Source organism: Vibrio sp. MMG023, assembly GCF_021654215.1.
Taxonomy (GTDB): domain Bacteria; phylum Pseudomonadota; class Gammaproteobacteria; order Enterobacterales; family Vibrionaceae; genus Vibrio; species Vibrio jasicida.
Window position 1 is genome coordinate 345,690 of record NZ_JAKFZP010000004.1, and the last position, 19,611, is coordinate 365,300.

Consider the following 19,611-nt stretch of genomic DNA (forward strand, 5'->3'; position numbering starts at 1 on the left):
AAATCACAGGCTTCTAGAATCAACACTTGCCTAGAATCAAACGACTGAGCCTAGGCACTCGTGATCATTATGCGTTAGAGCTATTTTGTAATATCTACACCAAAATGCTCAGTACAAGTAACTTGGCTAGGCTGGCCGCCCGAATCATAGCCACAAAAGTCTTCCTCAAGAATGGCGTATTCGGCACGCGCATCTGCCAACTGCTGCATAAATTCTTCTTTGGTGACTTTGTTTTCTCGGTAGAAACTTGCATAAGTTGGCTGATCCATAAAAAAGCCTTGAGCTGTGCGCACTCTCGTATCGTTGGGAGGGAGGGTCGTTAACTGATTTTGCATGATACTTCCGTCAGGCAGATACACTTGGTACAACACACTGTCCTCCCCCATCAAAGTGGTTGAGGTGTCAACCATCATTCCATAAGCTTCGTAGGAACCCGCCAAGCCCCCATTACAGTCCGATGCACTTTGATCGGCACTAAAGATTTTTTCATTACCATTCGTTCCACAAATACCGGGGCCAATCACGTCGGTATCGCTGGAACAATCTTGTGCCAGTTTGGGAGGGTAGAGGAATACATTACGCTGCTTGATACTGTTACCCACCACTTCGAGGTGGATAAAGCCTTTGTAGTGGTCGTATCGATAAGGCCATCTCGAAGACACGTTTGGATTACCATCACTTCCTAAAAATGTATATTCACCAACCCACCAGCCCTCTTCTCTCTGCCAAGCTTCGAAATCGAGTAAATTAACCGCTTCTAAATCACATGAAGACTCAAGAGCGAAAGTTGTATCTTCTGTCGTATCGCTGTTACACGCTGCAATTAAAGTACACGTAAAAATGGAAACAATTATACGTGGGTGCATAAAACCTCCTTGTCTTGGCTTTCATTTATTAACCAAGACAGTCAATGCAGATTCTATGCCCTTAAACACATAAGATCATAACTTGTGTCTTTAGTAAAACGACTCATCCTTCAGTTGTGAAGTTCAGTATAGTTAATTAAATCAATTACTTTACAGCATTTCAGCTTCGAAACGCGCTGTCCTTGCCTGTATCAAAGTGCAATTTGTTTCCGACATTAGCTCTGCCAAAGTAATGTTTGGGCTCTCCATTACCAATCGAATAAGTTTGGCTTCCAAAGGTTCAAGCTTATCGCTGTGTTTGGTAAGACCAATTTCCAATTTTTTAATCACAAAATGCAAATTTTCGGCGTCTTGGGAACGGATAACGTCGAGAAATGCTTTTAAATTCAAACCCTCCCCAGCAATTTGCCAATTGCGAGAGCGTCGAATGCGCTTCAGTTCGCACTTGTTCTCTGCAGCGATAGCTTTGGCTCGCTTAGCATGGTCACCACCAATTCGGTGAATCAAAGATGGTAGAGGGATGGTGATCGTTGTGTCTTGCATACCGTTAAACCTCTACCACAGATACATTCTCACCCACCCACTTCAATAACTGTTTTGCGGCTTTAGACAGCACTTGGTTTTGGCGAACAATGTAGCCAAAATCGGTGTTGGGGAAGCTGGGTAACGGCGTCACTTTTCTTGATAGTTTCAATCTTGGATCGAGGGAGAAATCAGGCACAATTGCCGTTCCGAAACCGGCTTCAGCCCAGTCAATTTGTGCTTCTACGCTGCCGACTTCCATAACACGATGTTTGGGCAGGTTTAGCTCTGGCAGAGACGCGTCAATCAGTTCGCGCGTTCGGGTATCGTGACCGAGCAAAATCAGCGTTTGGTTTTCTTCGCTATTGTCTCGCCAATCAAAAATATTGTCACCGAAGGCACACCAATGAATTTGGGTCAGCGACGTAAAGTGAAGTGGTTGGCTTTCTTTCTGAGCAATAACAAAACCTATGTCAGCACGGGCACTTTTTACCAAATCCACTGCTTGTGATGAGGTGGTATTGAACAACGCTAAGTCGATACCAGGATATTCGTTTTTGAATTGTTGAAATGGCTTGATAAGTAACAGACGCGAGACAATATCGCTCGCCGCAATCGAGAGTGTCCCTTGTGTTAAGTCGTTAATGGCATTGAGATCAGATTGGCAGATTTGCAGCTCATTCAACATGTGCTCGGCAGTGTCTAATAATCGCTTACCGGCCTGAGTCAGCTGTACTGGGTTGCGTTCTATCAACTTGGTACGAGTGGCTTGTTCTAGTTGCTTGATGTGAAGACTGACATTTGGCTGCGTCATGTGCAGTTCAATCGCTGTTTTTCCGAAATGTTTTACTTCTGCCAAGGTGACAAACGTACGTAACCAGTTCAAATCCAACATAGAAAATTACCCGATATGACTTTCTTATCAAGTTAATGAGTATAATTAATTTCTCTTATTCATGCGAGCATCCTAAGATTTTCCGGTCTGTTTTTGGAGAATGAATTATGTCGTCTATCGTTGTTGTGGGTGCAAACTGGGGTGATGAAGGCAAAGGCCGCATCGTTGACTTTTTGGCAGAGCAAGCTTCTGCAAGCATTCGTTTCCAAGGTGGTAACAACGCGGGTCACACCGTAGTTAACGACCTAGGCACGTTCAAGCTGCACCAGCTACCAAGTGGCGTTTTCAACCCTGACTGTTTGGCAGTTTTAGGTCCGGGTATGGTTATCAGCCCTGCGTCGCTGTCTGAGGAGATTGCGGAAGTCGCGGAAGCGGGCGTTAAAGTGAACATGTGCATCTCTGATCGCGCAACACTGTGCCTACCTCTACACGCACTAGAAGATACGCTAGAAGAACAACGCTTAGGCGACAAAGCATACGGTTCAACTCGTCAAGGTATTGCACCTGCATACGGCGACCGTGTGATGAAGAAAGGCATCCTAGTTGGTTGGTTGAAACAACCAGAAGTTCTAGTAGAACGCATCAAGTTCTGGATGGACTGGAAACTTCCACAACTACGTGCACTTTACCCAACGTTCGAATTCGAGCAAACCGCAGAAGAGATGGCGAACTGGTTGCTAGAAGTATCAGCTCCTTGGCGTGATGCTATCTGCAACGTAACGCTGCCGCTAAAAGAGCTGCAAGCAAAAGACCAAACTCTACTGTTCGAAGCACAGCTAGGTGCGGGCCGTGACCTTGTTTACGGTGAGTACCCATGGACAACATCTTCAAACGTTGTGTCTATGTACGCTGGTATCGGTAGTGGTCTTCCTGCTCTGCGTCCAGAGCGCGTTATTGCAGTAGCAAAAGCGTTCAGCTCATCAGTAGGTACTGGTACGCTAATCACTGCAATGGAAGAGCAAGACGCATTCCGTGAACTAGCAGGTGAATTCGGCGCAACAACAGGTCGTCCACGTGACATGGGTTACTTTGATGCAGTTGCGACTAAGAACGGCGTTGAGCTTCAGGCAGCGACTGAAATCGCTCTGACCAAAGTAGACTGTCTAACGGGTCTTAAAGATCTAAAAATCTGTGTTGGTTACGAAGGTGAGCACAGCGAAAACCCAATTTGGCCTCAAACGGCTGCTCTAGCACCAATCTACGAGAAGATGGAAAGCTGGAGCGAAGACATTACTGGTTGTCGTAAATTCGAAGAGCTACCAGTTGCGGCACAAAAATACGTTCTACGTATTGAAGAACTAATGGGCGTGCCAGTGAAAATGGTTTCTGTTGGTCCTGGTCGCGAGCAAATGATTATGCGTTAAGACGTGGATTAACACGTCTATATCCAAGTCACATTAAGTACTTGGTTATATTAGCAAGCGGCTTTTTATCTTTTCCGGGGTAAAGCCGCTTTTTTTTAACTTATTTATCGTTAGATACATCGAACCAGTGTTGCAGAAAAGAATGCTTGTAGGTTTCTCGTATCAAATACCTAAATCACTCATCGGCCTGACAATCGAACCGTGTTGTTGAGCCAAAAAAGAAAATTCAACTTCCTGCCCACAGCCGCAGTGGAAGTCATATCCCTCCCCAACTAAGAACGGTGTAGTTCGGTCAATAAACCAATCTTTCGATTGTTGAGTATGCAGCTCACCACAGCACGGACAAGTCACTTTAACAGAGTAAATTTTCGCGATCATTTCTCTAACCTCTTGATAGTGGAATATCACACAACGAAAACGTTTGCTGAGACTAAATTAATCGAAGTTATTTGTGTTTTCGTTAGGACATTGTCAGAGCACTCGTGAAAAAATGTGCGTTTCCATCGCATTTTGTGTAAGTCATTTTTTGATGATTATCTACTGAATGAAATGGTAAAAACCGCTCTAAAGCGTTCATGCGTGCACATGCATTAAGCTTTAAAAAAAGGTGAATGAAATCGACATTTTTTATTTTAAAATAGTAACTTAGCTATATTTTATAAGATAGCGATCACAGTTTACGCTGACCAAATCCTAAAACTGAGACGGTTAAGATAGTTTTATGTCATTACCTGCTTGCACGATTTAATTCTGTGACCAATCAATTCTTTAAAACAATGTCTAAGAAGTGGAATAATAATTTTCAGTTGGTCGGTGTTGGCCTACTATCATTTACGATTTCAATGTTGGCTTTTATCCCCCTCGCAAATCAACATCATAAAAAGCTCACAGAACAAGCAGTTTCGGCGATCGAAACTGAGTTGCGCGATAATGTGCAGCAATTGCTCCCTTTGTTAGATGACAAGTACTTCCTTAAATCATGCGATGAACTGATTCATGACTTACGAACAAGCATCTTTAGCTTAGGAATGGCGAAAGATATCTCTACGTTCGATCAGAATGGCAATGCTCTATGTACCAGTAGTGAACGACATCCTTCTTTTCGTATCTATTCCAGCATATTGAATCGCTTGGGAGATAGCGACATACATGCTACGTTATCATTTACTCAAAGGGCACTTACCAACAATCGGGCCTTGATCCTTTTCTTCACTGAACAAAAAGATCGAGGTATCAGCGTCGTCTTTCCAAAACAAGTCTTGCAAATATTGGTTGCCGATATCTTCCGCTTTGGTGACATGCATTATCGTATCGACATCATTGATAGAACGGCGATAAACACCATCACTCAAAATGAACTTAGGCAAGAGCAAGTCACATCCAAACTATTACCATTTACCGTCTACTCAACAATAGGCTTTCCATTTTATTGGCAATACTTGGCAAGCAAACTCTGGATCGGACTATTAGGCATGGCTTGTGCTCTGGTCATACACCTATTTTTCTCATCAAAGAAGTTTGCCAAAAACAGTTTAGAATTTTCGCTAACACAAGCTATAAAAGGCCGTAATTTGAGCGTGCACTACCAACCAATTGTCGATCAGCGAGATAGAACTGTAATTGGTGGAGAATCATTAGTCCGTTGGAACGATCCAGTACAAGGGTTTATCTCTCCGGGTATTTTTATTCCTTTGGCAGAGAAAGTCGGTTTGATAGACCAAATCACTTACTTGGTTTTAGATAATGCAATCACCATGATCAGCGAAAACAAAATCATGTTCAGTGAGCGCTATATCAGTGTAAACGTGAGTCGCTCTTTGATACTTCGAGGAGATTTTATTAATGAAGTCGAGTCTCGATTGAAGTATCACTATCTAGCCAGTGAACGTTTGGTGTTTGAAATTACCGAAGAGGCTATATTCAATGATGACGAATTTTTGACCTTGCGTGCACACTTGGACCGCCTATCAAGGCTCGGTATCCGTATTGCTGTTGATGATTTTGGTACAGGTTACTCAGGCTTAGATTTCATCACTCAGTACCCATTTGATATCATAAAAATCGATCGTGTCTTTGTGAACAACTTGAGTAACGGACATACCATCCAGCCTTTGCTCGAAGCCATTCATACTCTTTCGCAAACCTTAAATATGTCGGTCATAGTCGAAGGTGTGGAAGATCCTTCTCAACTGAGAGTGTTACATGAGCTTGGGTTCTATAACATTCAGGGGTTCTACTTTTCAAAACCTATACCAAAACAAGACTTCCTTGAGTACGTACAATCAAGCCAGTCATCCCAGTTGCAAAAACTTCAACCTGTATTTAACTGAAGCACTGACCATTAGAACTACACGGAACTTTGGTTAGGCGGAACTGCCCTACCACTTCCTGTTCCCGACCAGTGGTACAACGGCGCTTCTTTATTTACTAATAAATCAATTACGATTAATCAATTGTTGACCAGATTACTGGAAAGGCTCACTTGTTAATCAAGCACGTCGATTACGTTAACCATCTGATTTGATATTCTTTAAGTGCTTGGTTGATCACTATTTTTATCTGTAAATTGGTGAGGTTGTGCTCAAAAAATCTACCGTACTGTTTTTAGGATAGATAACGCTTCCCCCAATATCTAACCCAAAAACAGGTGATCCCTATGAAGAAAAATCTTTTCCGCCTCAGTGCGATAACACTTGGTTTGTGCTTCAGCTCTTTATCATTTGCTCAGTCGGATCTTCCGAATATAAAGATTCTTGCGACTGGTGGTACGATTGCTGGCGCTGGACAATCAGCCACTGAATCCAGCTACACAGCTGGTAAGGTCGGAGTAGATTCTCTGATCAACGCGGTGCCTAGCATGACAAAGATTGCAGATATCTCTGGTGAGCAGGTTGTCAGTATCGGTTCTCAAGATATGAATGACGAGGTATGGTTGAAATTAGCGAAGCGCGTCAATGAATTGCTCGCGCAAGATGATGTCGACGGTATCGTCATTACTCATGGTACGGATACATTAGAAGAGACAGCCTACTTTCTTGACCTCACCGTAAAAAGCGACAAACCCGTCGTCATCGTTGGCGCGATGCGACCTTCTACCGCGATGAGCGCAGACGGCCCAGTGAACCTCTACAATGCCGTTGTGACCGCAACAGATGAAGACTCACAAGGCCGCGGAGTTTTAGTCGCAATGAACGACACCATATTTGATGCCCGTGATGTCACTAAGACCAACACCACTTCGGTCAGCACGTTCCAATCACCGAACTTTGGTCCACTTGGCTACATTCATAACAGCGACGCGAAATATCAAAGAAGTCCAGAGCGCAAACACACTACTGAAACCACTTTTGACGTATCTAAACTTGATAAACTGCCTCAAGTGGGCATTGTTTATAACTACGCCAACGCGTCTAATTTGCCAGTCAAAGCGTTAGTTGATGCGAAGTTTGATGGTATTGTCAGTGCTGGTGTGGGCAATGGGAACTTATACCATAGCGTGTTTGATGAGTTAGAAAAGGCGAGTAAAGATGGCATCATGGTTGTTCGCAGCTCTCGCACGCCAACCGGCTCTACTACCCTAGATGCTGAAATTGACGACGATAAATATGGCTTCGTTGCATCTGGTACATTGAACCCTCAGAAAGCTCGTATTTTATTGATGTTGTCTCTGACACAAACTAAAGATTATCAAGCCGTGCAAAAGATGTTTGAGTTTTACTGATCACCTAAGTAAAAGGTCAATAGAAGCATGACATAATCTGCAACCAATGAGGGGGCGAATACTATGCCTCCTCAAGGCTTACTCACTATCTCGTTGATATGAATTGCTCTCTGACATCAACGGAAATCTTTCATATATTGAGCAGGAGGTTTACCTAATAATTTTTTGAAAAAAGTGATGAACGCACTAACCGACTCATAGCCTAAATCTTCGGAAATTCGCTGAACACTTTCTCCTTTCGACAGTTTTTGTATCGCGACAATCGCATGTAATTGCGCTCGCCATTGGCCAAACGTCATACTCAATTCTTGTTGAACCAACCTTGCTAAAGTGCGCTCGCTCATCGCCAATGATTTCGCCCATTGACCAATGTGTATTTGATTGTTCGGATCATCAATCATCCAATACGCTAATTTATTGAGTCTCGGCTCTCTCGGAATTGGAAAATCAAACCGCTCTGTCGGCATGCTAATAAGTTCATCGATTAAAACTTGAGCTAAACGCCCAACTCGTCCTGCTTCATCATAATCTTTCTCTTCGCTGGCAAGCTTTATGACTAACTCTCGCAATAAAGGAGAAACCGATAAGGTGCACGTTTTATTGGGTAAACCTTGAATAACCGGATCGACAAACAGCATGCAAATATCAGTATTTGCCGCAATATCATTATTGTGGGGAATGTGGCTCGGAATCCACACCGCGCAATGATTTGGCACCATCCAAATCGCATCTTCTATCTGACTCTTTACAAATCCGGTCAAAGGCATGATCAATTGCCCCTTGCGATGCTGATGGTAAGGCACTTCATCTTGCTCGATTTCATGCATCCGTAGCGCAACCACTTTTTGGTGATAGTCATCGGAGTCAAAGTAAGAGCTAGGAAGGGGGTTCGCCATATTTGTCTGTTTTTAGCAATAATATGTCAATATCAATAAATTCAGATTCTAATCGAAGACGTACTATGACGCCACTATCTAGGAGGCGACATTATGTCACATAAAAATAAAGTAAAGCTCAATCATCCTCTGCTCCTGATTCTTGGCATTATGCTTATCGCGAGCACGCTAAGAGCACCAATCACCGGGGTTGGTCCCATTCTTGATTTCATCTCTAAAGACTTAGGACTTTCCCCCACTTTCGCTGGCTTTATTACAACCTTGCCTTTGATCGCCTTTGCAGTATTTTCTCCAGTGTCGTCAGGCGTTGCGCGTAAAGTAGGGCTAGAACCAGCATTGATGTTTGCGCTCGTGGTTATCTCTCTCGGGATTATCCTACGCTCACTTGGGGCAGTTACTATGCTTTACCTTGGCACTCTGTTGATTGGCATTGGCATTGCTTTTGGGAATGTACTTTTACCCAGCCTACTGAAAAGAGATTTTCCTCATAAGGTCACGACACTCACCTCTATGTATGTCTTGATGATGGGCGTCGCATCAACATTCAGTGCAAGCGCAGCGTATCCGATCATGGATTGGGCAACCAAATGGCATATTGACCAAATCCCACACTGGGGATTGTCATTGGCTAGCGTCTTGATTTTCCCAGTTCTTGCGATTGTGCTGTGGCTACCGCAAGTACACCAACATACTCGACCAACGGCAGATACCATCACATTGGAAGGCCATCATTACCTTTGGCGCACACTCGCAGCATGGCAGGTCACGGCTTACCTCGCGCTTAATTCTTTTATGATGTACATCTTCGTAAGCTGGTTACCAAGCATATTGCTTGAAAAAGGTTATTCAGAAAATGAAGCCGGCGTCTTGCATGGAGTGCTTCAACTTGCCACTGCTGTTCCTGCTTTGGTTCTTATCCCTCTTATGGCCAGAATGAAAGACAAACGCGGTTTAAGCAGCATGATTTCAGCTTGCGCTGCATTGGGGCTTATCGGGTTAATGCTATTGCCTCAGCTTGCTGTGGTGTGGGTCATTGCGATCGGGTTTAGTCTTGGTGGCGGGTTTATTCTTAGCCTGTCTTTTGTTGGCTTACGCACGCACGACGCACACCAGGCGGCTGCGCTGTCCGGTATGGCGCAATGCGTCGGGTATTTATTTGCCGCCACCGGCCCGATGATTTTCGGCTTTTTGCATGAATCCTTTCATTCTTGGCAAGAGCCTTTGATTTTCCTATTTGCGATTTCCTTGGTATGGACTGGCATCGCTTTCATTGCAGGCAAACCACAAATGATCAAAACCCGTTAAGGCTCCCAGCTTACTTAGTATCAACGCTATGAATTGAGGCAAGATCTCCATAAAAAGACACACCCGTAAGAAAACAAGGTGCCGATATTGGCTATCGGCACCTTGTTAAGTTCTGTACTCAAGTAATATCCGGAAATGTCCTTAAAATAGGCGACGTTTCATTCCTGCTCTTTCTAATATACGCGTGGTGATTTCTTCCACCGACAGCGATGACGTGTTGATGTAAGGGATAGCTTCTCTTCTGAACAGCGCTTCTACCGTATCAAGCTCCAACTTACATTGCTCAGTGCTGGCGTATTCGCTGCCTGACAAGCGGTTCTCGCGGATTTCATTCAACCGTTCAGGGTTGATGGTTAAACCAAACAGTTTATGGCGATGGATTTCAAACTCAGGCAATAAACGCATCATCTTGACGTCTTCGGCGATAAACGGGTAATTCACTACGCGCATACCAAATTGCATCGCCATGTATAGACTGGTGGGCGTTTTACCACTTCTCGACACACCCAGCAAAATAATATCGGCCTCTTCTAAGCCTTTTAAAGTGATGCCATCATCATGAGCAAGCGTGTATTCAATCGCAGCGATTCGGTCGAAATAAGTATCAGAATCTTTACCAACACTGCGTGAACGTTGCAGCTTTGGTTGTGGCTTCATTTGAATGTCGTCTTGCACCTTCTGCACAATGCTCTCTAACACGTCATAACTATTTGCGGGGGCTTTGCGAAGCAATTCACGAAGTTCTGGTACCACAATTGAGAAGAATACCAATGGCTTAACGCCTTCTCGCTGGTAGGAAATTTCAATTTCTTTAATAACATCGGCAACTTTGTCTGGCGTTTCGACAAAAGGAAAGGTTTTTTCATTAGCAATGAAAGGAAACTGACCCAGAACAACATGCCCTAATGTCTCACATGTTATGGCCGTTCCGTCAGAAACATAGAATACATCACGACTTTGGCTATTTATTTGCATTTTTGTTTATTTTTTCAAATTCATTTGAGTAGGATGGTTTACATAATATTAATAAATCAATTTGGCTTGCAATTACGTTCCCCACAGCTTTGAAAATTCCTTGAGAATTTTTTTTAGCCAATACGTAATCGTTTGCCTTTAAGTCCCCCTACAATTGCTGCAATGTTTCTGGAGAAAGACATGCAAAAGAACACCCTCTGGTTCAATGGCCTATCCATGGATGATGTCGACAAAGTCGGCGGTAAGAATGCTTCACTTGGCGAAATGGTTTCTAACCTAGCCAATGTTGGCGTATCAGTACCAAACGGTTTTGCGACCACCTCTTATGCGTTTAATCAATTCCTAGACCACGAAGGTTTGGATGAACGTATTCACCAACTACTTGATGAACTAGACGTTGAGGATGTAGAAGCACTGCGTGAGACAGGTGCAAAAATCCGTCAATGGGTATTAGAAGCGCCATTCCCTGCGGATCTTGAACAAGATATCCGTGATAACTACAAAGAACTGACAGACAATCATCCTGAGATTTCTGTTGCCGTTCGCTCTTCTGCAACTGCAGAGGATCTACCGGACGCGTCATTTGCTGGTCAGCAAGAGACGTTCCTAAACGTAAAAGGCATTGATGCAGTATTAGAAGCGACCAAGCACGTTTACGCTTCTTTGTTCAATGACCGTGCAATTTCATACCGTGTACACCAAGGCTTTAACCACCGTGGCATTTCGCTATCGGCAGGTATTCAACGCATGGTGCGCTCGGACAAAGCCTCTTCTGGCGTTATGTTCACCCTAGATACAGAATCTGGCTTCGACCAAGTCGTATTCATCACCTCTTCTTGGGGCTTGGGTGAAATGGTGGTTCAGGGTGCGGTTAACCCTGATGAATTCTACGTTCACAAGCCAATGCTAGAAGCGGGTCAACACCCTATCGTTAAGAAGACCTTTGGCTCTAAGCAGATCAAAATGATCTACTCAGACCGTCAAGAGATCGGCAAGCAAGTTGAGATCATCGATACTTCAGTAGAAGAGCGCAACGCCTTCTCTCTGAATGATGAAGAGATCAAAGAGCTAGCCAAACAAGCGATGATCATCGAAAAGCACTACAAACGTCCTATGGATATTGAGTGGGCAAAAGATGGCATCGACGGCAAGCTATACATCGTACAGGCACGCCCAGAGACAGTATGTTCTCAAAGCGAGCAAAACGTGATTGAGCGTTACGAGCTAAGCAACAAAGCAGACGTGTTAGTTGACGGTCGTGCAATTGGTCAGCGCATCGGTAAAGGCCCAGTGCGCTTAGTCAACTCTCTAGACCAAATGTCATTGGTGCAAGATGGTGATGTGCTGGTGACAGACATGACTGACCCAGATTGGGAACCAGTGATGAAGAAGGCGTCTGCGATTGTCACTAACCGTGGCGGCCGTACTTGCCACGCAGCGATCATCGCACGTGAGCTTGGTATTCCGGCTATCGTTGGTTGTGGTGATGCCACCAGCAAACTGACGGACGGCGAGACCGTAACAGTGTCTTGTGCTGAAGGTGAAACGGGCTACGTTTACCAAGGCGAGCTGGATTTCGAAATCAAACGCTCTGCGGTCGATGAGCTTCCGCTGCTTCCAACCAAAGTCATGATGAACGTGGGTAACCCAGACCGTGCATTCGACTTCGCTCAGATTCCAAACGAAGGTGTGGGTCTTGCGCGTCTTGAATTCATCATCAACAAGATGATTGGTATTCACCCGAAAGCCTTGCTGAACTTCGATGCGCAAAGCGATGAGCTAAAAGCGGAAATCACTGAGCGTATTCGTGGCTACAAAGATCCAATCGATTTCTACGTTAGCAAGCTAACCGAAGGCATTGCGACTATCGCATCTGCATTCTGGCCAAAACGCGTGATCGTTCGCATGTCTGATTTCAAATCGAACGAGTACAGCAACTTGGTGGGCGGTAAAGGTTACGAACCGCATGAAGAGAACCCTATGCTGGGCTTCCGTGGTGCGTCTCGCTACATTTCTCCAGTGTTTGAAGACTGTTTCGAGCTAGAAACTCAAGCAATCAAACGCGTTCGTAACGAGATGGGTCTGAAGAACGTTGAAATCATGATCCCATTCGTACGTACACCAAGCGAAGCGGCATCGGTTATCGACCTACTAGCTAAGTTCGACCTACGCCGCGGCGACCAAGGTTTGAAAGTCATCATGATGTGTGAGCTACCGTCAAACGCAGTGCTTGCTGAAGAGTTCTTAAAGTACTTTGATGGCTTCTCTATCGGTTCAAACGACATGACTCAGCTTACGCTTGGTCTAGACCGTGACTCTGGCGACGTTGCTCACCTATTCGATGAGCGCAACCCAGCAGTGAAAGCCATGCTGCAAATGGCAATCGATGCGGCAACCAAAGCAGGCAAATACGTCGGTATCTGTGGCCAAGGCCCATCAGACCACGATGACCTAGCGGAATGGTTGATGGAGCAAGGCATCAGCTCTGTGTCATTAAACCCAGATACGGTTATCGATACTTGGTTGAAGCTAGGTAAAGTGAGCAAGTAAAACGAGCCTTCCTAAGTTGTAATACGAAGCCCTCAAGCTCCTGAGTTTGAGGGCTTTTTCTTTACCTAGCATGTCAAAGCGATGTAAGTTCGTGACCGCAATCCCAAGCTATGTCTTCCTTTCATTTTCCCTCCTCCCTTTTTCACCTAAAATTAAAACACACCTATTTCATAGAAGAATGGATATATGAAAAAGCCTCTTGCCCTTATCACTGCCTTAACCTTGCTCGCTTCTCCGGCTTATGCCGACTGGGACGACATTTCTAACAGCCTTTCAGACTTAGGGGATGCAGTTTCTGATACGGCTAAAGAGACATGGGACAGCACCAAAGAATTCTCAAAACAAGCATGGGAAGATTTCACTAATTGGTCAGAAGATGCGATCAACACCGCTGGCGAATGGACGGATGCAAGTATTGAAACCAGTAAAGAGTGGATCGACGAAGCCGACAAGAAAATTGATGAGCTGATGGAAGGTGATACGCCAGAAGAAGCTCGCCAAGCGATTGATTTAATGGCGGATAGCACCCTGCTCAAACTGTTTAATGAGAAGCCCGAAGCTAAAATGCTCTACGACAAGGCTTACGGCTATGCAGTGTTTGATTCACGCAAACTGTCGCTGATGTTCCACACTAACTCAGGCTCTGGTGTTGCGGTCAACAAATCGACCGACAAGCGCACTTACATGAACATGTTTGGTGCTGGCGTCGCCCTTGGTGTTGGCGGTAAGTTCTACCAACAAGTCGTGCTGTTTGAGAAAGAAAAAGACTTCAACACCTTTGTTGAAGAAGGCTGGGAAGCATCGAGCGAAGCCTCTTTAGTTGCTGGTGAGGATGGCGAAGAGATGACAGCGCAATTCAACAGCGGCGTGGCGGTATATCAGCTAAACACCACAGGCTTGTTGGTTGATGCGAACGTTTCTGGCTCAAAATACTGGGTGAATAAAGAGCTGACCGATTCGCAGTAATCTCAAGAACGCATCGATTTATTTAAGGGGAGCACAGGGCTCCCTTTTTTTATCACTTTGGGATCACGGTCTGTTGCGTTATGCTTATCTCAACCTTTATCGCACGCTCGAATTCCCATGCCTAACGACGCATTCAACACTCAACTTGCAGAAACAATATCTGCTCTTAATTCACCAAGCTTTACGCCTAAACTGATGCGCGTTATTGCTTCGTTATTGAGTTTTGATTGTGCGGTAATCTTCGGCTACCGCGAAGGTAAACACCCTATCTATCTGTATGATTCAATTGAAAATGAACGCGAGCTTTTGTTCCAGCGTTATCTCACTACCTCTTTTCAAAACGACCCGTTTTACCAGAAGCTTAACGCCAACAAAGAGCAAGGCATCTTTACGCTCAAAGATGTGGTAAGCAAAGACGTCGCGCGTAACGATCTCGATTACCAAGCCTACTGTCAGCAGTTTTACCATCAAACGGGCTGGAAGGACGAGCTCAGCATGCTGATCGAAATCGAGCCGGCACGTTGGGTGATGCTCTACTTCGGTTTTATGCAAGACGACAAACGCTTCACCAAACCTCAAGTCACCAAGCTCAAATCTTACTTCGCGATTATTCAGTCTTTATGCCAACAACACTGGAAACAAACCGAGTTTACACTCGCCGAACCAGTCTTCAGTTCTAACGCTTATTCAGGACAAATGCGTGCCGCGATTGAATCCGCATTGGCATCGTTTGGCCAAACCGTCCTCACTAATCGAGAACAAGAAATCGCGGCATTGATCGCGCAAGGCTATGACAGCAAAGAGATAGCAACGCAGCTAGATGTGGCAGAAGGCACAGTTAAGAATCACCGTAAACGCATCTACGCACAACTGAATGTGGCGTCTTTAAGCGAGTTCTTTCAGTTGTTTCTCAACCACCTGATCACTCAATCAAGATAACAAACTGTCCCTTTAGGGATATATCTCGATTCCGCATCGCCTTTTAATCTGAATACAACCAAACCAGATAAAGATAAGACGATGACACTGATTGAAGATTTACAAGCTCGCGGTTTAATTGCCCAAGCGAGCGATTTAGACCAAGTTCAACAACTGCTTTCTACGCCACAAACCTTGTACTGCGGTTTCGATCCAACCGCAGGTAGCCTGCACATTGGCCACCTTGTGCCACTGATTATGCTCAAGCGCTTTCAAGATGCAGGGCATCAAGCCATCGCCCTGATCGGTGGAGCTACGGGTATGATCGGCGACCCAAGCTTCAAAGCCACAGAGCGAAGCTTAAACTCAGAAGAGACCGTAACGGGCTGGGTACAAGATCTGTCGAATCAAATTCAACAGTTGATGAATAACCAAGTCAACAAGCCAATGATCATGGTAAACAATTCGGATTGGGTGAAGCAGATTAACGTGATCGACTTCTTCCGTGATGTAGGTAAGCATTTCTCCGTGAATACCATGATCAGCCGAGAGTCGGTGAAGCAACGCTTACAACGTCCAGATCAAGGTATCTCGTTCACCGAGTTTAGTTACGCGCTACTGCAATCTTACGACTTCGCAGAATTAAACCGTCAGTACGGCTGTCGCCTACAAATTGGTGGTAATGACCAATGGGGCAACATTGTTAGCGGTATTGATCTTACTCGCCGCCAAAATGGAGAGCAAGTATTTGGCTTAACCCTACCTTTGATCACCAAATCTGACGGCACTAAGTTTGGTAAAACCGAAGGTGGCGCTGTCTGGTTAGATCCAAGTAAAACTTCACCTTACGCTTTCTACCAATTCTGGTTATCTGCGGAAGATGCCGATGTTTACCACTTCCTGCGCTACTACACCTTCTTGAGTTGCGATGAGATTGCCGCGATTGAAGCACAAGACCAAGAGAGCAAAGGCAAACCGCAAGCACAGCGTATCCTAGCAGAGCAAATGACGCGTTTTGTCCACGGTGAAGAAGGCTTAGCAAGTGCAGAGCGAATCACTCAAGCGCTATTTAGCGGCAATGTGCAGCAGCTAAGTTTGAGCGAGCTAAAACAGTTGGAACTCGATGGCTTACCGAGCATGCAAAGTGCAGAGCAAGATTTGGTAGAACTACTGGTTGAATCGGGATTAGCCAACTCAAAACGCATTGCTCGTGAGCTGATTGGCAACAACGCCATCAGTGTGAACGGCGAGAAAATTGATGCAGAAAACCCAAGCTTGAACTTCCCGCTGTTCGATCAATACTGGTTGCTTCAGCGCGGTAAAAAGCATTTCTACTTGGTGAAACGCATCGAAGGTTAACGATTCCCATCTAACGACCTACGACCTCCGACCTAGCTAGACCAACAAAAACGCGAGCCAAAGTGCTCGCGTTTTTGATTCCCTATTTTGTGAAGCCAAAAGCTAACTTTAGAGTGGATGCCCGTTATAGTGTTGTTCTTCAAACACAACAAAATATAACAACAGCACAAAATCATGATCAGACACATTCTACTCATCAAATTTAAAGCATCTGCCACCAGCGACAAAATCCAACAACTGCGAGAGCTATTCGAAGCCATGCCAACGAAAGTGGAAGGCGTCACCGACGTTGAATGGGGCTTAAACAACAGCCCAGAAGGAAAGAACAAAGACTACACACACGCCGTGATGATGACGTTTGCCGATGAAGCAGGTCGTCAGAACTACCTACCTCATACAGAACACGATGCATTGAAAGAGGTATTTAGACCACTACTTGAAGACATCATCGTGTTTGATTACGAAATCTGAACCTCTCAGATGAATATTCGGACAATTAAAAAGCCACCACGACAATTCTCATCATGGTGGCTTTTAGGGTTACTTCACGTGTTTAAAGTTTGGCAGAATCGTTTCTGGTTTCTGCTCAACAAACGCCTTGCTTGGTGAGTAAGCACGGAAGTACACAAACCAGTTTTCATCTGGTCGAGTTTGTACCCAGTTTGCTTCATTCACACCTTCTGGCTTAGTTGGTGAGAAATGGAACGTGTAGTTCCCGTCTGCATCTTTCACTGTGCCCGGAACGTTAGAGCCGACATCCGCACGTTGAATGTCATTATCGATGATGGCGCGGTTTTCCACGTTGTACACCGTAATGGTCCAGAACAGATCGGCGTAGTTCACATCGCCATCTAATGTCAGCGTGTAGTGATTGCTACCATTTAGACCATAGCCTTCGCCGTCACGATAGTTATCAAGGTATATCTGACCCCAGCCACCGTTTTCAAAACCATGCATCGCAATATCGTTCGTCACCGCTTCATAAAACCATGCCGCGCGACCATCTAGATCCATGCCATAAGCGCGATCTTGATTTGGTGTTGATGCTGTTGCAACCTCCCAACGGTTCCCCTCAGGCCCGTATTCTGATTGATGTAAGCGACCCGTTTTGTTGAAGTCGATATTCTTAGTCATTGCCTCACCAAGCACTACCGCTTCTTTCATGATCTTCACTTGCTCGGCATTTGGTTCGAAAGGTTTACCCTTCTCAATACCCAATGGACGCAACATGTCATGCATCATGCGATCGCGTTCTGCAACAGGTTCTGTTTGAATGGCTTCGTTGAGTACTTGCCAAAACTCCATACCACGTGGGTGTTTCGCATCGAGACCTTTTTTCGGGAAGTTAACACCTCGATCGCTAAGGGGTTTGCCATCCAGATGCGTAATTGACATCGACTCCAAGTCCGTCATGCGTTGTTTCTCGGTTTTCGCCATTAAACGCACACCAAAGAAGACATAGTTGGTATCCGATTCAAGTACCACCGCATCTTTTGGTAGGTTCTTTGGTGTTTCGCTGCCCTTAGCTTTTATGACGTATGTGCCTGGTTTAGTCATCTGTGCAATACCAATCTGCCACATGGTATGCACCGCACCGCGCAGTTCATCGGTCGGGATATTCACCACAACGGGCTCTTTCTCTACGTTAAACCATGTAATCGCATAAGGCGTTGAGGTGTTGTAAGTTAGGCCGCCCAATTTAGACTGATGCGATGCCACATAAGTAATTTGGCCATCTTCTGAGCCCATTTTTTCATACGCCGCCTTCCACGCGTAGTTAGACGTCAGCGGAATAGACCAAATGTAAGCTTGTGTCGCGCGCTGAAAATCCATCAGATTAAACAGTTTCTTTGAGCTTTCCTCTGTTGGAATGCCATTGAGCACGCTGGTTTCAAAAGCAAAATCACCAGAGCGGGTGTGCATGTTATCAATCTTGATGTTGTTGTCTGCGTATGCGCTGCTGGTTAAAGCGGCAAATATCAAACCAGAGATAAGGGTTTTCGTTACTTTTTTCATGTCTATTCTCTACTCGTCGTTTCAGGCGGTATCGGGAGGATGAAGTTGAAATCAGTCATTTCTTGACCAGCTCAATGTGGCGCAGTATAAAAACAAGCCAAGACTGAAAATTGACATTTTGAGAATATTTGAGTGAAAAACGAATATCGATTGAGTGCGTTATACCTCTCTGCTTTTCCTAGATTGTGCAGACGATATGGTGTTGAGCCTCAAACCTTAACCTCAAAGCTCAATATTCAAATCTCAACCTTACACGATGAAAACCAAGAGCTTAGCCACCAGCAATTTGCAGAGCTGCTGAACTTGACCGCCAAAGAGACCCAAGACCCGCTGTTCGCCCTAGAGCTCAGTACCTTGATTGACTACCAGTCTTTGGACATCGCTATGTTGCTGATTGCCAGTCAGGAATCTCTCGCAAACATCTATCCGGTTTTGTTTGGTCTATACAGCTATCAACAGCGCGCTTCTCGCCATCAACTTGATATTCGTGAAGACATTGCTCGCCACTTTACCCAGTTCTTATTCGAACCCAATGTCGATACAAGCCAACACGCTTTGCTTTCCATCGGAGGCATTATTACAACGTTCAAGATGGTATTGGGCGAACGGTTGAAGTTGCATCAAGTGCATTTTAAAGCGCGCTACCAAGGTGAATCAGGAGTACAGCAGCAAACACAGATAGAACGTCTTGAACGTTTCTTTGGATGCAAAGTGATATTGGGTAGTCAGTTCGATGGTTTTGAGTTCCCCAAAGCCCTACTCGCAGAAAAGCCCGATTTGGAGATGACCATCACCAATCAAATGCGACGCAAAGTCTCTCATGGTCTTCAACATCACAACACGCTATTGGAAATCACCACCAACTCGATTCTGTTATTGCTCCCTCTCGGTGATATCAGCAAAACCTTGGTCAGCAAAATGCTAGGCATCCACCCGAGAACGTTGCAGAACTTGTTGAACAAAAATGACCTCACCTACCGAGATATCGTGAATTCAGTTCGCGACACCGAGAGTAAGAAGCTACTCACCAACAGCGAATATCCAATCCGCACCATAGCTGACATGCTTTGCTACGCTTCTGCCGATTCTTTTATCCGCCAGTTCAAACGCACCAATGGCACCACGCCTTTACAATATCGAAAACAGCATCGCGTGTGATAGCTAGCAGTCCAAGCTTGCAATTCGATTTGGTTATTATCTAAATTACATCAATTCATTTCTGTCATCACAATCATATCGATAAAGTGAGGTCATATCT

Annotated in this window: 17 protein-coding genes; 10 read left to right on the forward strand and 7 right to left on the reverse strand. The window is 44.9% G+C overall.

Features of this window, described 5'->3' with window-relative positions; translation table 11 throughout:
* Nucleotides 1-80: 80 nt before the first annotated feature.
* From L1076_RS15040 to L1076_RS15050, 3 genes are all read right to left on the reverse strand, one after another.
* The gene (locus tag L1076_RS15040; RefSeq protein ID WP_104035242.1) at nt 81-866 is read right to left on the reverse strand and encodes a hypothetical protein; all 786 of its coding nucleotides are present in this window, start codon (nt 864-866) and stop codon (nt 81-83) included.
* A gap of 150 nt (nt 867-1,016) precedes the next feature.
* Nucleotides 1,017-1,409 (reverse strand): ribosome recycling factor family protein, encoded by a 393-nt coding sequence (locus L1076_RS15045; RefSeq protein ID WP_237303914.1) that lies wholly within the window; start codon nt 1,407-1,409, stop codon nt 1,017-1,019.
* A 4-nt stretch (nt 1,410-1,413) separates the two neighbouring features.
* The gene (locus L1076_RS15050; protein ID WP_042602119.1) at nt 1,414-2,283 is read right to left on the reverse strand and encodes a LysR family transcriptional regulator; all 870 of its coding nucleotides are present in this window, start codon (nt 2,281-2,283) and stop codon (nt 1,414-1,416) included.
* A 107-nt stretch (nt 2,284-2,390) separates the two neighbouring features.
* Here L1076_RS15050 and L1076_RS15055 point away from each other — a divergent pair, with 107 nt between their 5' ends.
* A complete protein-coding gene (locus L1076_RS15055) occupies nt 2,391-3,647 on the forward strand; it encodes an adenylosuccinate synthase (RefSeq protein WP_005439252.1) in 1,257 nt (418 codons plus the stop codon).
* A 162-nt stretch (nt 3,648-3,809) separates the two neighbouring features.
* Here the strand turns inward: L1076_RS15055 and L1076_RS15060 are convergent, their stop codons facing one another.
* Nucleotides 3,810-4,025 carry a hypothetical protein gene (locus L1076_RS15060; protein WP_080774341.1) on the reverse strand — a complete coding sequence of 72 codons (216 nt, stop codon included), beginning with the start codon at nt 4,023-4,025 and terminating at the stop codon, nt 3,810-3,812.
* 464 nt (nt 4,026-4,489) lie between these two features.
* Here L1076_RS15060 and L1076_RS15065 point away from each other — a divergent pair, with 464 nt between their 5' ends.
* On the forward strand, nt 4,490-5,977 hold the full coding sequence (locus L1076_RS15065) for an EAL domain-containing protein (RefSeq protein ID WP_237304063.1): 1,488 nt from the start codon (nt 4,490-4,492) through the stop codon (nt 5,975-5,977).
* A 326-nt stretch (nt 5,978-6,303) separates the two neighbouring features.
* A complete protein-coding gene (ansB, locus tag L1076_RS15070; RefSeq protein WP_038865054.1) occupies nt 6,304-7,368 on the forward strand; it encodes an L-asparaginase 2 in 1,065 nt (354 codons plus the stop codon).
* Nucleotides 7,369-7,484: 116 nt separating this feature from the next.
* Here ansB and L1076_RS15075 read toward each other — a convergent pair whose 3' ends face one another.
* Nucleotides 7,485-8,264 carry a helix-turn-helix transcriptional regulator gene (locus L1076_RS15075; protein WP_038865052.1) on the reverse strand — a complete coding sequence of 260 codons (780 nt, stop codon included), beginning with the start codon at nt 8,262-8,264 and terminating at the stop codon, nt 7,485-7,487.
* Nucleotides 8,265-8,357: 93 nt separating this feature from the next.
* On the opposite strand from L1076_RS15075, the gene L1076_RS15080 reads away from it, so the two are divergent.
* Complete coding sequence (locus L1076_RS15080) at nt 8,358-9,569, forward strand: MFS transporter (RefSeq protein WP_237303915.1); 1,212 nt, start codon at nt 8,358-8,360, stop codon at nt 9,567-9,569.
* Between the two features lie 141 nt (nt 9,570-9,710).
* On the opposite strand, the gene L1076_RS15085 is transcribed toward L1076_RS15080, so the two are convergent.
* Nucleotides 9,711-10,544, reverse strand: coding sequence for a pyruvate, water dikinase regulatory protein (locus L1076_RS15085; RefSeq protein ID WP_237303916.1), 834 nt, complete (start codon nt 10,542-10,544; stop codon nt 9,711-9,713).
* A gap of 180 nt (nt 10,545-10,724) precedes the next feature.
* Between L1076_RS15085 and ppsA the strand changes: the two genes are divergently transcribed.
* The 5 genes from ppsA (at nt 10,725) to L1076_RS15110 (ending at nt 16,808) form a co-directional block, all read left to right on the forward strand.
* On the forward strand, nt 10,725-13,094 hold the full coding sequence (gene ppsA, locus L1076_RS15090) for a phosphoenolpyruvate synthase (protein WP_237303917.1): 2,370 nt from the start codon (nt 10,725-10,727) through the stop codon (nt 13,092-13,094).
* 186 nt (nt 13,095-13,280) lie between these two features.
* Nucleotides 13,281-14,060, forward strand: a complete 780-nt coding sequence (locus tag L1076_RS15095; RefSeq protein ID WP_045400341.1) for a lipoprotein — start codon at nt 13,281-13,283, stop codon at nt 14,058-14,060.
* A 117-nt stretch (nt 14,061-14,177) separates the two neighbouring features.
* Nucleotides 14,178-14,999, forward strand: coding sequence for a LuxR family transcriptional regulator (locus tag L1076_RS15100; protein ID WP_237303918.1), 822 nt, complete (start codon nt 14,178-14,180; stop codon nt 14,997-14,999).
* Nucleotides 15,000-15,080: 81 nt separating this feature from the next.
* Nucleotides 15,081-16,337 (forward strand): tyrosine--tRNA ligase, encoded by a 1,257-nt coding sequence (gene tyrS / locus L1076_RS15105; protein WP_237303919.1) that lies wholly within the window; start codon nt 15,081-15,083, stop codon nt 16,335-16,337.
* Nucleotides 16,338-16,511: 174 nt separating this feature from the next.
* Nucleotides 16,512-16,808: a Dabb family protein gene (locus L1076_RS15110; RefSeq protein WP_039975513.1), complete on the forward strand. Its 297-nt coding sequence runs from the start codon at nt 16,512-16,514 to the stop codon at nt 16,806-16,808.
* Between the two features lie 69 nt (nt 16,809-16,877).
* Here L1076_RS15110 and L1076_RS15115 read toward each other — a convergent pair whose 3' ends face one another.
* The gene (locus L1076_RS15115) at nt 16,878-18,353 is read right to left on the reverse strand and encodes a DUF1214 domain-containing protein (RefSeq protein WP_237303920.1); all 1,476 of its coding nucleotides are present in this window, start codon (nt 18,351-18,353) and stop codon (nt 16,878-16,880) included.
* Between the two features lie 132 nt (nt 18,354-18,485).
* Between L1076_RS15115 and L1076_RS15120 the strand changes: the two genes are divergently transcribed.
* Entirely contained in the window at nt 18,486-19,511 is a 1,026-nt protein-coding gene (locus L1076_RS15120; RefSeq protein ID WP_237303921.1) for an AraC family transcriptional regulator ligand-binding domain-containing protein, read from the forward strand.
* The last annotated feature ends 100 nt before the right edge of the window (nt 19,512-19,611 follow it).

Bases quoted from the DNA above. Each gene is read 5' to 3' on its own strand.
- L1076_RS15040 (WP_104035242.1), bottom strand. From the start codon at position 866: ATGCACCCACGTATAATTGTTTCCATTTTTACGTGTACTTTAATTGCA.
- L1076_RS15045 (WP_237303914.1), bottom strand. From the start codon at position 1,409: ATGCAAGACACAACGATCACCATCCCTCTACCATCTTTGATTCACCGA.
- L1076_RS15050 (WP_042602119.1), bottom strand. From the start codon at position 2,283: ATGTTGGATTTGAACTGGTTACGTACGTTTGTCACCTTGGCAGAAGTA.
- L1076_RS15055 (WP_005439252.1), top strand. From the start codon at position 2,391: ATGTCGTCTATCGTTGTTGTGGGTGCAAACTGGGGTGATGAAGGCAAA.
- L1076_RS15060 (WP_080774341.1), bottom strand. From the start codon at position 4,025: ATGATCGCGAAAATTTACTCTGTTAAAGTGACTTGTCCGTGCTGTGGT.
- L1076_RS15065 (WP_237304063.1), top strand. From the start codon at position 4,490: ATGTTGGCTTTTATCCCCCTCGCAAATCAACATCATAAAAAGCTCACA.
- ansB (WP_038865054.1), top strand. From the start codon at position 6,304: ATGAAGAAAAATCTTTTCCGCCTCAGTGCGATAACACTTGGTTTGTGC.
- L1076_RS15075 (WP_038865052.1), bottom strand. From the start codon at position 8,264: ATGGCGAACCCCCTTCCTAGCTCTTACTTTGACTCCGATGACTATCAC.
- L1076_RS15080 (WP_237303915.1), top strand. From the start codon at position 8,358: ATGTCACATAAAAATAAAGTAAAGCTCAATCATCCTCTGCTCCTGATT.
- L1076_RS15085 (WP_237303916.1), bottom strand. From the start codon at position 10,544: ATGCAAATAAATAGCCAAAGTCGTGATGTATTCTATGTTTCTGACGGA.
- ppsA (WP_237303917.1), top strand. From the start codon at position 10,725: ATGCAAAAGAACACCCTCTGGTTCAATGGCCTATCCATGGATGATGTC.
- L1076_RS15095 (WP_045400341.1), top strand. From the start codon at position 13,281: ATGAAAAAGCCTCTTGCCCTTATCACTGCCTTAACCTTGCTCGCTTCT.
- L1076_RS15100 (WP_237303918.1), top strand. From the start codon at position 14,178: ATGCCTAACGACGCATTCAACACTCAACTTGCAGAAACAATATCTGCT.
- tyrS (WP_237303919.1), top strand. From the start codon at position 15,081: ATGACACTGATTGAAGATTTACAAGCTCGCGGTTTAATTGCCCAAGCG.
- L1076_RS15110 (WP_039975513.1), top strand. From the start codon at position 16,512: ATGATCAGACACATTCTACTCATCAAATTTAAAGCATCTGCCACCAGC.
- L1076_RS15115 (WP_237303920.1), bottom strand. From the start codon at position 18,353: ATGAAAAAAGTAACGAAAACCCTTATCTCTGGTTTGATATTTGCCGCT.